We start from the raw sequence: 12082 nt of genomic DNA on the forward strand, positions 1-12082 counted from the left end.
CCTTTCGGCGCCGGCCCGGAATACACCGAGCCCCGTCCCAAAGGAGATGCGCAATGAGAGCCAATCGCCTGAAGTTGTACGGTCTCGCCTGTGCGAGCGCGTTCCTGCTGGCCGCCTGCGGAGGCGGTGGTGGCTACTCTGGCAGCCCGTTCGTGCCAGGCGCCGGATCAGGGATGGGCACCGGCACCGCTACCGGCATGGGCCCAACCACCGGCATGAGCTATGCCGCGACCAACCTCGTGTCCGATCTCTCCGCGGCCAACAACCTGTACGGCAGTTCGAGCAGCGATGCACGCCTTGTCAACGCATGGGGCGTGGCCTTCAACCCCAAGGGATTCGCCTGGGTCGCGAACAATGGCTCATCGACCTCCACCCTCTACGACGGCAACGGCGTTGCGCAATCGCTGGTCGTATCGATACCGCCAGGCGCTGCCGGCAATGCGATGCCGACCGGCATTGTCTTCAACGGCCATCAGGACTTCATGGTCACGCAAAACGGTGTCACCGGCGCGAGCGCCTTTATCTTCGCGGGACAAGGCGGCACCTTGTCGGGCTGGTCGCCCAGTGTCGATATGACTCACGCGGTCACGGTTTTCGACAGCGGACCCGCGGGCGCGGTCTACACGGGCCTGGCCATCGCCAGCCAAGGCTCCGCGGACTTTCTGTACGCAGCGGATTTCCGCCACGCGAGAGTCGACATGTTCGATTCGACCTTCAAGCAGACCCGCGTCGCGGGCCCCTTCGTCGACCCGGCATTGCCGGCCGGTTACGCGCCATTCGGCGTCCAGGCGATCAATAGCCTGATCTATGTGAGCTATGCCATGCAGGACGCGCAAGCGGCCAACCCCATCGCGGGAGCCGGTCTTGGAGCCATCGACGTCTTCGACACTGCCGGCCGGCTCGTCAGCCGCCTCGTTCCGCCGGGCGGCCCGGTCAACGCGCCATGGGGCATGGCGATGGCGCCGGCCGACTTCGGTCCCTTCAGCAACGCTTTGCTCGTTGCCAATGCCGGTGACGGGACGATCAATGCGTTCAACGCGACCAACGGTGCGTTCATGGGGACGCTCTCGACAGCGGCAGGAAGCCCTGTCGTCGTTGATGGCTTGAAAGGCATTGCCTTCGGCAATGGCATCGACAACCAGCCCACGAACACACTATTCTTTGCCGCAGGCCCCGGCGGAGGAAGCCATGGCGTCTATGGCCGCATCGACAACCGTTGAATCTCGTGTTGTGAAGGAGAAACTCACCATGAAACATGCAGTCGTGATGTTGATTTCCAGCCTGTCCTTGGCCTTCAGCCTTTCCGCGCTGGCGGCCGGTGGTGGTGGCGGCGGCGGAGGAGGCGGTGGTGGTGGGGGCAGCGAAGCCGTCAACGTCAACCCGGACCCGGACTTCCGTGCAGGAATGGCGGCGGTCGGCAAGGAGGACTGGCAGCAGGTCCAGACCCACATGACCGCCTACGTCGCGCGCAGTCCCGGCGACGCCGACGCGTGGAACGAGCTGGGCCATGCGCAACGCAAGCTGGGCAATACCGAGGCCGCGCTGAGTTCCTACGACAAGGCGCTGAAGATCAATCCGAAGCACAGGGGCGCGCACGAATACCTCGGCGAGGCCTATCTTCAGATGGGTGACCTCGCACGAGCCGAGCAGGAACTCAAGGTGCTCGACAAGCTCTGCTTTCTCCCGTGCGAAGAGTTCACTGACCTGAAGGGCGAGATCGCGAAGTACCGGAGCCAGCGCGCGGCGAAGACCGGGACGTGATGCTTCCACTGCTCACGGCGACAGTCGGGGTACCGACGGACAAGACCGCAAACTTGCCGGTGCCGAGGACCTCGTGCAGTCGCTGCGGCGGCGTTCATCGCGTCCTGCATGCCGGTGTTCATGCCTTGACCACCGGCCGGACTGTGCACATGCAACGACGCGAAAGCGACCATGTCCGATCGGGAAGAACACCAGCGGGCTGCCCCGCGCCGATGATGAGGACCTGAGGGTTCATTGCATGTACTTGCTTGAGGCGCAGACAGCTTGCTCGGCTTGAGGGTTTACCCCAGCCATCCGCAACCCCGGCACTCGTTCGGGCTAGCTTCGGGTTAGCGAGAGCATCCTGTCACGCAGGCGAAGGCGTATCGTCCGTGGCAGGATTAAATTTGCAGCCAACGACACGAGTGAGGAGGCGGCGACGCGGAAACCGGAGAACAGGGCCGGGCGCGATCGCCACAGACAGTGAATAAGCTTCGAATCACTGGCCCTGGAGGGGCTCGGTACTGCCTGGGCGACCCGATTCTGGTCCTGGACGGGGAGGTCCTGGTTTGCACTGTCGACCCGGTGCCAGTCAGTTCGTCCGGCAACGAGATATGGGTCGAGCATTTCACGCCGCCCTTGTTCAGCCTGGAAGAAAGCCGGCATCTCAGCCGGCTCATCTTTCTCGAAATCTGCGCCTTCGTCGCCGAACAGGTCCAGCAGGTGCAGGCGGTGTCTTTTGCGTTCTCGCGCCCGGCGGGGCTTCTGTCGAACCCTTCGGCGGATCGCGTGGAGACCATGCACCGCATCGGCATCGAGAACGTTCAGGTCTCGCCGAAGCCATGTGCCATCCCTGGGCACTTCGTGGTCAGCGGCACCTGGCACTACAGCGAGCGCAACCTGGCGGCCCTGAACGAGGTACTTGCGGAGCTGCGTCGGCTGTACCGCGATCGGCCGATCGGCACCGATCCGGAGGGCAGCGCGCGCGCGATCAAGCGCCTCGTCGCGCGCTGGCGCAAGCAGTAGCGGCCCCGCCCGCTAGCGGCGCCCGCGCATCAGCGACAGCAATAGCGCCGTGAGGACCGCGCTGCCGGCTGCGGCATAGACCACGGCCTTCATCGGCTCGTCGGAGGCGAACTGCATGCCGCGCTGTTTCAGGTCGACCGCCTGCCCCTTCATGCTGTCGATCTTCTTGCCTGCCGCGTTGACGGCGTCCTTCGCATAGGCCTTGCCGGCTTGAGCTGCCGCGCTCGCCTTGGCCTGGGCATCTTGCAAGTAGCCCTGAGCCGCGTCCGCGGCCTTGCGGCCCATGCTGTCGGCGTCTTCCGTTGCCCGGCGAACGGGGTCCTCTTGAGTACCGGCTGCGCCCGTGGTCCCCATGGTCTCTGAGCGCGTGTTCGATGAATTGCTTTCCATGATGTCGTCCTGGTTGTGAGTGTGTGAGCGGCGGTCGTGCACGGTTGTGTATCGCTTCGTTAGCGCCGCTGATTGATCAGCCGTCATGCCCTGCCCGTGTAGGCGCCGGCTCGCTTGGATGTGCATGGGCCGGCCTCCGCGCACGGCGCGCGAGGCGCCTACGCCGATGCGGGTCGGGGGCTCACGCCCGTTGGCGGCTCGATGCGCTATTGCTGTTGAAAAGTGTTGCAATCCAATGGGAGAGCACCGTGATGACCATCAGCCTCGCACTTCAAAAACATCTTCAAAACCAGAACGGACTGGCGTTCGCGCCATTGTTCTTCGCCATGACGCTGGCGTTCGCCCAGCAACCGCCCGCGCCGGGAGCGCCGTCGCAGCCCGCCGAGATCTCGAAGGAATCGCCTGCTCCGGCCCCGCAGCGGGCCAAGGATGCAGCGGCGCCAAAGGCGCCGGCATTGGAAACCCATCCGAGTCCGGCAGCAGCAGCCAACGCGCAACGTGCCGCGCGCCAACCGTACGATCCGGCCCATGCCGAGCCCAAGGAACCCGGCCCCTCCGACCCTGAACCGATCACGCATCCGGACAAGGCGCCTTCGCCAACGCCGCCGCGCTGACAACGACCTACTGTGAGGGCGCAATGCCTTGCATCAGCAGTGACAGCGCCTTCTGCACGCCCTGCGAAGACAGCGCTTCGCCCTTGTCGTAGCCCAGCCGCACGACCACGAGGTCATGCGAGGGAACGATGATCACCACCTGCCCGCCTGCTCCGAGCATGTAGTAGGCCGACGCGGGCACGGGCCACTGCCCCATTCCGTTGATCCAGAAGAAGCCGCCGTAGATGGGCCGCTTGTCGGCCGCCCACGCCGGCGCGACGGTGCTCACGAACTTGACGAATCCTTCGGGCAGGATGCGCTCGCCGTTCCACACGCCGTCCTGCAAATACAGGTTGCCCAGGCGCGCCCAATCGCGTGCGGACATGAAGTCGTGGCCCTGCGTGAGGAAGTTGCCGTAGGGGTCGGGTTCGATGGTCATCGAGCGCACGCCGATCTTGTCGAAGAGCGCGCGTTGCGGAAATGACAGGTAGTCCTCGCCGCGCGCTTCGACGGCGAGCCGGATCAGGTAGTTGGCCAGCACAGGATCGGTGTTGCGATAGCGGCCGATGGTGTTGGGCGGCCATTGCTGCGGTCGAGTTGCCGCGTAGTTGAACGCGTCGATGCGGCCCGTGTAGAAATAGATGTGATCGGGGTAGGTGCCGTTCGGGTCGAAGTCCGGATCGTCGGGCGCCTTGATGCGCAGGCCGCTCGACATGTGCAGCAGGTCCGAGATGCGGATCTGCTGGCGCTTGTCGCCGGGGGCTTGCCATTCGGGAATGGGCGCGGGCTGGTCCAGCGTATAGACCCCCTGCTTAATGAGAATGCCCATCAGCGTGGCCGTGACGCTCTTGCCCATCGACCAGGATTCGAGCGGCGTCGTCGCAGTCGCGCCGTTCGCGTAGCGCTCGCCGATGATGCGTCCCTTGTAGGTCACGACGAAAGCGGTGGTGTATGCGCCCGACGCCTCGAAGGGCGCGGCCATCGCCTGATCGACCTTCGCCGTGTCGATGCCCGTGGCGCGGTCGGTCGGCAGCACGTCGCCCATCGGCCACGGCTGCGTGGCGGGATCGGGCAGCGCGCTGGTCACGGTCTCGGGCTTGAAGGACACCTCCGTCGCCCCCGGTGCCAGCGTGACGCATCCCTGCGAGCCGTAATACCTGGCGGTCAGCGTCGTGCCGTTCGGCATGGTGATGCGCACTTCCTTGTTGGCGTGGTCGACCACCGGCTTTCCCACCTTGCTGCGCTGCGCATAAGGCCCGGTGAAATACCCGGTGGCTTCGGCGGCCACATCCGGATCCATGCCGGTGATGAAGACGTTGGAACACACCGTCTTGGCGAACCCGGCGGTGTTGTGCTCCAGCGGATCGCCCGGCGGCGGAACGTAGGGCGTGTCGATCTCGAAACTCCGGGCGCGTGCGATCAACGCGTCGCGCGCGGGCAGTTGGGAAGCGGTCGCTCCTGACCCGGCGGATCCCGCGCCAGCGAGCCCGCCGCCTCCTCCTCCACCACCACCTCCGCACGAAACCAACGCCAGCGCCATCAGCGCCCCTGCCATCGCCGCGAGTGCGATGCGCACCGGCCTTTTCATGAGCTTCTCCTTTTTGTTTCGACCGTGAGTCTCCACGACAACCGGGACATTGCTTCAGCGGAGGACTCAGGGTTTGCCCTCGCGGGCAGGGCCCTTGAGCAACACGCCCGCACCGGGGCTCGTTCAGCGCCTTCTGAGACGGGGGCGTGTCATCGTGCTTACATCGCGGCGTCACGGTCCGCGCCTAGTCTTGGCACGCCCAAGTTATGGAGTACCCCACTATGAACCCGTGGTTTGTCCTGCGCGCGCCTGTCGCGCTTTCGATCCTGGCGTGCGCCCTGACCGCTTGTGGCGGCGATGGCGGCGGCAGCGCCCTTGGCGGAGCAACCGCTGCGACCGGCACCACCGCCAGCAGCAGCACGCCGAGCAAGACCGATTCCGCCGCTTCCTCATCCGACACCAGCCAGCCGAACGTCAGCTACGCCCCCTGACCCTCGCGCCATCACTCCCAAAGAAATCCAAGTCAAACACATGACGACACGACGCAAGTTCCTCCAAAGCACCACTGGCACCGGCATTGCCGCCGCTACCTTGGCGACCTTTCCGCCCAGCATCCGCCGCGCGTTGGCCATCCCTGCACACCACGAGACGGGCACCGTCAAGGATGTGAAGCACGTCGTGCTGCTGATGCAGGAGAACCGGTCCTTCGACAGCTACTTCGGCACCTTCAAGGGCGTGCGCGGCTTCGGCGACCGCTTTGCAGTCCCGTCGCCCAACGGCAAGAACGTCTTTTCGCAGACCTATACGAAGACGACGCCGCCCAGCACCTTCGTGCCCTATCACCTCGATGCGAGCAAAGGCAATGCACAGCGCGCCGGCAGCACGCCGCACTCCTGGTCCGACTCGCAGGCGGCATGGGACCACGGCCGCATGTACAAGTGGCCCGATGCCAAGGGCCAACTGGCCATGGGCTACTACGAGACTGCGGAAGTCCCCTTCCAGCGTGCGCTGGCGGATGCCTTCACGCTGTGCGACCACTACCACTGCGGCATGCACACCGGCACGATCGCGAACCGGCTCTTCTACTGGAGCGGCACCAATGGCCCCAACGGCATCAGCCCAATCGATGGCAGCAAGGTCCGCGTCGCCGGGTTGAACAACCAGTTCAACGGTGGCAACGACATCGGCGCCTCGACGGCCGGCTGGACGTGGACCACCTATGCCGATCGCCTGGAGAAGGCCGGCGTGAGCTGGAAGGTCTACCAGAGCCTGATCGACAACTACGGCTGCAACGAGATGATGGGCTTTCGCCATTGGCGCGCCGCCATCGAGCAGATGCCGCCGGCGCGCCGTCCGGTTTACGTCGCGGCAACGGACATCACGCAGCCCGTCACCGCGGCCGGCCCGTTTTACGACCCGGTGGTCGACGACGCGCTCAGCCCGCTCGCCAAGGGTTTCGGCAACACCATGCCGTATGGCTTTCTCGAAACCTTTCGCGAAGACATCAAGAACGGCACGCTGCCGGCGGTGTCCTGGATCATTTCACCTTCCGCCTACAGCGAACATCCCGGACCGTCGAGTCCGGCAAAGGGCGGCTGGTACGTGCAGCAAGTGCTGGACGCGCTGACTGCCAATCCGGAGGTCTGGAGCAAGACCGTGCTGCTGGTCAACTTCGACGAGAACGACGGCTTCTTCGACCACCTGCCCTCGCCTGCGGTGCCCTCGCGCAATGCCGATGGTTCCTTGTCCGGCGCGCACACGTTCGCGGAGGCGGACGTGGCGGTCGAATATCACGACTTCGCGCCAGCGACCACGAGCCAGCCCGCAGCCGACGGACGGCCCTACGGTCCAGGGCCGCGCGTGCCGATGTGGGTGGTCTCGCCCTGGAGCCGCGGCGGCTGGGTCAACTCGCAAGTCTCGGATCACACTTCGACGCTGCTCTTTCTCGAGAAGTGCTTCGGCGTGGTCGAGCCGCAGATCAGCAACTATCGCCGCGCGATCTGCGGCGATCTCACCAGCGCCTTCAACTTCGAACGGCCCAACGACGAGCCGCTGCCCACGCTCGCCGGACGCAAGACCAAGGAAGAAGCCGATGCGCTGACTGCCGAACAGCAAGCACTGCCGAAGATCGTGCCACCGGCCGATCCCACGTTGCCGGTGCAGGCCAGCGGCGTGCGTCCTTCGCGTGCGCTGCCCTATGAGCTGCACACCAGCGCGCGCAGCGATTCGGCCAACGGCCGCATCCAATTGCTCTTTGCCAACAGCGGGCGTGCCGCCGCCGTCTTCCATGTGTACGACAAGCTGCACCTGTCGGACCGCCTGCCGCGCCGCTACGCCGTCGAAGCCGGCAAGCAACTCAACGACTACTGGAGCGCAATGACCGACAACGCGGGCCTGTACGACCTGTGGGTGCTCGGCCCCAACGGTTTCCATCGCGAGTTCAAGGGCGACTTGAATGCACTGCGCGCGGCAGGCGCGCCGGCGCCCGAGATCCGCGTGGGCTACGACACGCGAAGCGGCAACATCCACCTGCAGCTGCGCAATGATGGCCGGCGCGATTGCCGCTTTACCGTCAAGCCGAACAAGGCCTATGCCCGGCCACAGGTCCTGGGCCCCGGCGGCGGCAGGGACGACCGCGGCGACCGTCACGACAACAAGGGCCACGGGCACAACAATCATGACGACCACGACGACCACGACGATCACGGTAACCACGGCGGAATCGGCACCAACCCCGACGGTTCATGGAGCGTTCGAGTCAAGGGCGGCGATGACGCCGGCATGCGCTGGAGCCTGGACGACAGCGGCCAGTGGTATGACTTCGTGGTGACCTGCGATGCGGACGCCAGCTTCTACCGGCGCTTCGCGGGTCGCGTCGAAACCGGGCGCCACCTGGTGAGCGATCCGGCCATGGGGCTCGCAGACCGCTTCTGAGCGGCGATGCCGCTACGCCCCTCGTGGTTGCAGCTCAGCGTGCCCGAATGACGTCGGAGACGACGCCGTTCTCGTTGACGGTGCAATTCACGTTGGGCTTGCCAGGGCCGATGCCGAGCGTCACGACGTAGAACCCATCGTTCATGGTCTGTGCATCGGTGATGGGTGTCACGCTTTCCTTGGGCACCTTGTACTCGCGGGACACGGCGTCGATGCAACTCGTGCGTGACACCAAGGGCGACATGAAGCCGCCGACGAGAGGCGGCAGGGGTTTGTAGTTGGCGCAACCGCTCGCAACTGTGATGAAGGCGATGACCGCCAGTGATGAACGACTGCGAACCCACATGCTGACTCCTTGGTATGCCGGCCGCTCCGGCGGGATGGTTTATCGATGGCTCACGGGAAGGTGAAGTCGACGGCCTTGGGTGCGCCGCCGATCGCCACGCGCTGCGTCTTGGTCTTGCCCAGCGCTTGTCCCTCGACGGTGTACCTGCCCTCCGGCAGCTTGACCAGGCAGATGGGGCCGGTCGAAGGAACACTCAGGACGCTGGCACCCTTGGCATCCTTGATCGTCAGGTTGACGGAAGCCATGTATTCGCCACTGGACGATGCAAAAAGCAGCGACAGCGGGTAGTCCTTCCGCGCAGCAAGCATCGCCTTGGAAGATCCCAATCCGATGCCGCCACATGTGAAGCTCGCCGTGCCTTGTGTTTGGAGGGGCGGTATTGCAGGCGCATCCTGCGCCGGCACGGTGACTGACGCACAGGTCAAGACAACAGCGGCAATGGGAAGGGTCAAGAACGAAAGACGCATGCCAGTCTCCTTGAATTGAGGTGGGGTGTCGGACCGCTGCGTAGATTCTCAAAAAGCGGGGCCAGTTGCGCCATCCCGGCGCCCACCTAGCCGCACGTACGTGGCAATCACCCGAGGCCCACATAGACGCCGCGAACCAGCAACGCCGCCATGGCGGCCATGGTCAGGCCGACGAGCGCGTCCAGCACTTGCCATGCCTTGGCTCGCGTGAACAGCGGAGCCAGCCAGCGCGCCCCGTAGCCCAGGAGCCCGAACCACGACAGACTGGCCACGCTCGCGCCGGCCACAAACCAGCCGCGCATCGATGCCGGCTGCTGGGCTCCGATGCTGCCCACCAGCAGCATCGTGTCCAGGTAGACGTGTGGGTTCAGCAACGTGAATGCGGCCGCCTGCGCCATCGCGGCAGCCCGCCCGAGGCGCACGCCCCCTTCGGATGGCAACAACGCGTGCGCGTGTCGCGCGCGGCGCAATGCCTGCAGGCCGTAAACGGCAAGGAAGGCGGCGCCGGCCAATGCCAGTGCCCGAGTCAGCCCGGGGTGGTCACCCAGCGCGCGCGCCATGCCCGAAACCCCGGCGACGATCAGTACGCCGTCGGCCAATGCACAGAACAACACGATGCTGCCCACATGCTCGCGCCGCAGTCCCTGGCGCAAGACGAAAGCGTTTTGCGCGCCGATGGCAACGATGAGTCCCAGGCTCAGGAAGAGACCTTGCGCGAAAGCCGAGGACGCAAGCGAAGCGGAGTCGGAAATGTTCAACATCAGGGAATCTTGCCTCCATGCATCAATGAAGACAAACTATCTTTACTAACGTCAATTTAGGATTGCTAATTTCATGCTGGACTATTCAGCGCTTTCGGGACTCGCTGCCGTCGTACGCGAAGGCAGCTTCGAACGCGCGGCCCGCGCGCTGCACGTGACGCCATCGGCCGTGTCGCAACGCATCCGGCTGCTGGAAGAGCGCGTCGGTTGCGCCCTGGTGGTGCGCGATCAGCCCTGCCGCGCCACGGAAACGGGTCGGCGCCTGTGCCAGCACGTCGATCGCGTCCGCCTGATGGAGCAGGAACTCGAAGGCGCCGTCGCGGCACTGGCGCCGGAGGGAGTCGCGCGGGTGCCGCTGCCGGTGGCGGTGAATGCCGACAGCCTGGCCACCTGGTTCGCTCCTGCCGTGGCCGCCTTCGCCGCCGAAGCGCCGGTGCTCATGGAAATCGCCATCGATGACCAGGAACACACGGCCGAATGGCTGCGCAGCGGTGCCGTGCTGGCAGCCGTGACCGGCACCGCGCGCCCTGCGGTCGGCTGCGACAGCCGTCCATTGGGATCGATGCGGTACGTGGCTGCCGCCACCCCTGCCTTTATGGGTCGCCATTTCGCGGATGGCGTGGGAGCCGGCAGCCTCGCGCGCGCGCCCAGCCTGGTGTTCAATGCCAAGGACGAACTGCAAGCACAGTGGGCGCGCCGCCTTTGTCATCGCCATGTCGAACTGCCCCGTCATACCTTGCCGTCGACGCAGGCTTTCGTGACCGCGACGCTGGGCGGCATGGGTTGGGGCCTGCACCCTCGGGCGCTGATTGCGCCGCAGCTCAAGAACGGCTCGCTCGTGGAGCTCGTCCCCAAAACCCCGCTCGACGTCCCCTTGCACTGGCAGCAGGCCCGCGCAGCGTCCGCCCTTCTCGATGGACTCACGCGCCAACTGGTCGCGGCCGCGCAGCGCGCCCTCTTGCCGCACCAGTGAGCGAGTCTCCGGCGGGAGTCATGCGACATACTTCGGCTCGCATTTTTCGCTTTCGCCCATGTCACTCGCGCTGCTGCTCCTGCAACTCACCGTCATCCTGATCGTCGCCCGCGGATGCGGCCTCTTGCTCCGTGCCTTCGGGCAGCCGATGGTCATCGGCGAAATGACGGCGGGCGTGCTTCTGGGGCCGGTGGTGCTGGGTGCGCTCTTTCCGCAATGGCATGCGCAGCTGTTTCCGCCCGCCTCGCTGCAGGGTTTGTCTTCCCTGGCATCGCTGGGTGTCGTGCTTTTCATGTTCGTGGTCGGTGTGGAGCTTCGCGCGCCAGTCGGCGTCGCCGCGCAAGTGAAGGCGGCGGGGTGGGTCGGCCTCTGCAGCATGCTGTTGCCCATGGTCCTGGGCTTGTCGATCGCCCCCGTGCTGCATCCTTCACTGGCGCCGAGCGGGTTGCCTTTCTGGCCGTTCGCGCTTTTCCTTGGGGTGTCGCTGTCGATCACGGCATTTCCGGTGCTGGCGCGCATCCTGAAAGACCGGAACATGACCCAGACCCGGATCGGGCAATTGGCACTGGGTGCGGCGGCCGTGGTCGACTCCCTGGCCTGGGTGCTGTTGGCGCTCGTGGTCGCTTTTGCGAGTTCGCACAGCGGTTTGGAGGGCTTCGTCCGGATCAGCCTTGGCCTCGTCGCGCTGGTCCTGGCGATGTTCGTCGTCGTCAAACCCCTGCTGGCGAGGGCACTGCGCCTGCATGCGCCCGAAGGCGAGCCGTCTCCGATGATGCTGGCGATCCTCATGATCGGGCTGTTCATCTGCGCGATGGTCACGGAGTGGCTGCACCTTCACGCGGTGTTCGGCGCTTTCCTGTTCGGCGTGAGCCTTCCACGCGACGATCGTCTGCTGAAGCATCTGGTCGACCGGCTCGAGCCTCTGTCGATCGTCGTGCTGATGCCCATCTTCTTCGCGCTGGCGGGCTTGGGGACCACCCAGGGCGCGTTCGCCGGCGCGGCCCTGGGAGCGCTGGCGCTGATCCTGCTGGCGGCGATGTCCGGCAAGATTGCAGGGGGCGCGGCCGGCGCTAAAGTGTGCGGCTATGGCTGGCGCGAAAGCCTCGCGACCGGCACGCTGATGAACTCTCGCGGGCTGATGGAGCTGATCGTCATCAAGGTCGGCCTGGACGCAGGCTTGATCGGCCCCGAGCTTTTCACCATGCTGCTGGTGATGGCGCTGGTGACGACCGCCGCGACCGGTCCCTTGCTCACGCTCATTGCCAGACGCAGCCACGCCCCCGTGGGCACCACGAATTGAAAGAGAAAAGAGAAGGAGACTTCG

General features: G+C 65.4%; 13 protein-coding genes and 1 pseudogene. 8 read left to right on the forward strand and 6 right to left on the reverse strand.

Going from position 1 to position 12082, the window contains the following annotated elements; genetic code table 11:
• Positions 1–53: 53 nt before the first annotated feature.
• Together AC1DMA_RS04590 and AC1DMA_RS04595 are read left to right on the forward strand one after the other, a co-directional pair.
• On the forward strand, positions 54–1220 hold the full coding sequence (locus AC1DMA_RS04590; protein WP_478143403.1) for a TIGR03118 family protein: 1167 nt from the start codon (positions 54–56) through the stop codon (positions 1218–1220).
• 28 nt (positions 1221–1248) lie between these two features.
• Positions 1249–1761 (forward strand): tetratricopeptide repeat protein, encoded by a 513-nt coding sequence (locus AC1DMA_RS04595; protein WP_478143404.1) that lies wholly within the window; start codon positions 1249–1251, stop codon positions 1759–1761.
• A gap of 83 nt (positions 1762–1844) precedes the next feature.
• Here the strand turns inward: AC1DMA_RS04595 and AC1DMA_RS04600 are convergent.
• A pseudogene (locus AC1DMA_RS04600) lies at positions 1845–1934 on the reverse strand (FAD-dependent monooxygenase); the annotation flags it as partial.
• A 289-nt stretch (positions 1935–2223) separates the two neighbouring features.
• On the opposite strand from AC1DMA_RS04600, the gene AC1DMA_RS04605 reads away from it, so the two are divergent.
• On the forward strand, positions 2224–2766 hold the full coding sequence (locus AC1DMA_RS04605) for a hypothetical protein (protein WP_478143405.1): 543 nt from the start codon (positions 2224–2226) through the stop codon (positions 2764–2766).
• Between the two features lie 12 nt (positions 2767–2778).
• On the opposite strand, the gene AC1DMA_RS04610 is transcribed toward AC1DMA_RS04605, so the two are convergent.
• The gene (locus AC1DMA_RS04610) at positions 2779–3156 is read right to left on the reverse strand and encodes a hypothetical protein (protein WP_478127697.1); all 378 of its coding nucleotides are present in this window, start codon (positions 3154–3156) and stop codon (positions 2779–2781) included.
• A 251-nt stretch (positions 3157–3407) separates the two neighbouring features.
• Here AC1DMA_RS04610 and AC1DMA_RS04615 point away from each other — a divergent pair, with 251 nt between their 5' ends.
• Positions 3408–3770 (forward strand): hypothetical protein, encoded by a 363-nt coding sequence (locus tag AC1DMA_RS04615; RefSeq protein WP_478143406.1) that lies wholly within the window; start codon positions 3408–3410, stop codon positions 3768–3770.
• A gap of 7 nt (positions 3771–3777) precedes the next feature.
• On the opposite strand, the gene AC1DMA_RS04620 is transcribed toward AC1DMA_RS04615, so the two are convergent.
• On the reverse strand, positions 3778–5337 hold the full coding sequence (locus AC1DMA_RS04620) for a serine hydrolase domain-containing protein (RefSeq protein WP_478143407.1): 1560 nt from the start codon (positions 5335–5337) through the stop codon (positions 3778–3780).
• Between the two features lie 221 nt (positions 5338–5558).
• Here AC1DMA_RS04620 and AC1DMA_RS04625 point away from each other — a divergent pair, with 221 nt between their 5' ends.
• On the forward strand, positions 5559–5768 hold the full coding sequence (locus tag AC1DMA_RS04625) for a hypothetical protein (protein ID WP_478127700.1): 210 nt from the start codon (positions 5559–5561) through the stop codon (positions 5766–5768).
• Between the two features lie 40 nt (positions 5769–5808).
• Positions 5809–8211: a phosphocholine-specific phospholipase C gene (locus AC1DMA_RS04630; RefSeq protein ID WP_478143408.1), complete on the forward strand. Its 2403-nt coding sequence runs from the start codon at positions 5809–5811 to the stop codon at positions 8209–8211.
• Between the two features lie 34 nt (positions 8212–8245).
• On the opposite strand, the gene AC1DMA_RS04635 is transcribed toward AC1DMA_RS04630, so the two are convergent.
• From AC1DMA_RS04635 to AC1DMA_RS04645, 3 genes are all read right to left on the reverse strand, one after another.
• Positions 8246–8557 carry a hypothetical protein gene (locus tag AC1DMA_RS04635; RefSeq protein ID WP_478127702.1) on the reverse strand — a complete coding sequence of 104 codons (312 nt, stop codon included), beginning with the start codon at positions 8555–8557 and terminating at the stop codon, positions 8246–8248.
• A gap of 50 nt (positions 8558–8607) precedes the next feature.
• Positions 8608–9024, reverse strand: coding sequence for a carboxypeptidase regulatory-like domain-containing protein (locus tag AC1DMA_RS04640; RefSeq protein WP_478143409.1), 417 nt, complete (start codon positions 9022–9024; stop codon positions 8608–8610).
• Between the two features lie 107 nt (positions 9025–9131).
• On the reverse strand, positions 9132–9785 hold the full coding sequence (locus AC1DMA_RS04645; RefSeq protein WP_478143410.1) for a LysE/ArgO family amino acid transporter: 654 nt from the start codon (positions 9783–9785) through the stop codon (positions 9132–9134).
• Positions 9786–9858: 73 nt separating this feature from the next.
• Here AC1DMA_RS04645 and AC1DMA_RS04650 point away from each other — a divergent pair, with 73 nt between their 5' ends.
• Both AC1DMA_RS04650 and AC1DMA_RS04655 read left to right on the forward strand, forming a co-directional pair.
• Positions 9859–10758 carry a LysR family transcriptional regulator ArgP gene (locus AC1DMA_RS04650; protein ID WP_478143411.1) on the forward strand — a complete coding sequence of 300 codons (900 nt, stop codon included), beginning with the start codon at positions 9859–9861 and terminating at the stop codon, positions 10756–10758.
• 58 nt (positions 10759–10816) lie between these two features.
• Positions 10817–12058 (forward strand): cation:proton antiporter domain-containing protein, encoded by a 1242-nt coding sequence (locus AC1DMA_RS04655; RefSeq protein ID WP_478143412.1) that lies wholly within the window; start codon positions 10817–10819, stop codon positions 12056–12058.
• Positions 12059–12082 lie beyond the last annotated feature (24 nt).

This window comes from Variovorax sp. 05N34 (assembly GCF_056397405.1).

What these genes read in the sequence shown, in the direction of transcription:
- AC1DMA_RS04590 (WP_478143403.1), top strand. Translation starts at nt 54, where the DNA reads ATGAGAGCCAATCGCCTGAAGTTGTACGGTCTCGCCTGTGCGAGCGCG.
- AC1DMA_RS04595 (WP_478143404.1), top strand. Translation starts at nt 1,249, where the DNA reads ATGAAACATGCAGTCGTGATGTTGATTTCCAGCCTGTCCTTGGCCTTC.
- AC1DMA_RS04610 (WP_478127697.1), bottom strand. Translation starts at nt 3,156, where the DNA reads ATGGAAAGCAATTCATCGAACACGCGCTCAGAGACCATGGGGACCACG.
- AC1DMA_RS04615 (WP_478143406.1), top strand. Translation starts at nt 3,408, where the DNA reads ATGACCATCAGCCTCGCACTTCAAAAACATCTTCAAAACCAGAACGGA.
- AC1DMA_RS04620 (WP_478143407.1), bottom strand. Translation starts at nt 5,337, where the DNA reads ATGAAAAGGCCGGTGCGCATCGCACTCGCGGCGATGGCAGGGGCGCTG.
- AC1DMA_RS04625 (WP_478127700.1), top strand. Translation starts at nt 5,559, where the DNA reads ATGAACCCGTGGTTTGTCCTGCGCGCGCCTGTCGCGCTTTCGATCCTG.
- AC1DMA_RS04630 (WP_478143408.1), top strand. Translation starts at nt 5,809, where the DNA reads ATGACGACACGACGCAAGTTCCTCCAAAGCACCACTGGCACCGGCATT.
- AC1DMA_RS04635 (WP_478127702.1), bottom strand. Translation starts at nt 8,557, where the DNA reads ATGTGGGTTCGCAGTCGTTCATCACTGGCGGTCATCGCCTTCATCACA.
- AC1DMA_RS04640 (WP_478143409.1), bottom strand. Translation starts at nt 9,024, where the DNA reads ATGCGTCTTTCGTTCTTGACCCTTCCCATTGCCGCTGTTGTCTTGACC.
- AC1DMA_RS04645 (WP_478143410.1), bottom strand. Translation starts at nt 9,785, where the DNA reads ATGTTGAACATTTCCGACTCCGCTTCGCTTGCGTCCTCGGCTTTCGCG.
- AC1DMA_RS04650 (WP_478143411.1), top strand. Translation starts at nt 9,859, where the DNA reads ATGCTGGACTATTCAGCGCTTTCGGGACTCGCTGCCGTCGTACGCGAA.
- AC1DMA_RS04655 (WP_478143412.1), top strand. Translation starts at nt 10,817, where the DNA reads ATGTCACTCGCGCTGCTGCTCCTGCAACTCACCGTCATCCTGATCGTC.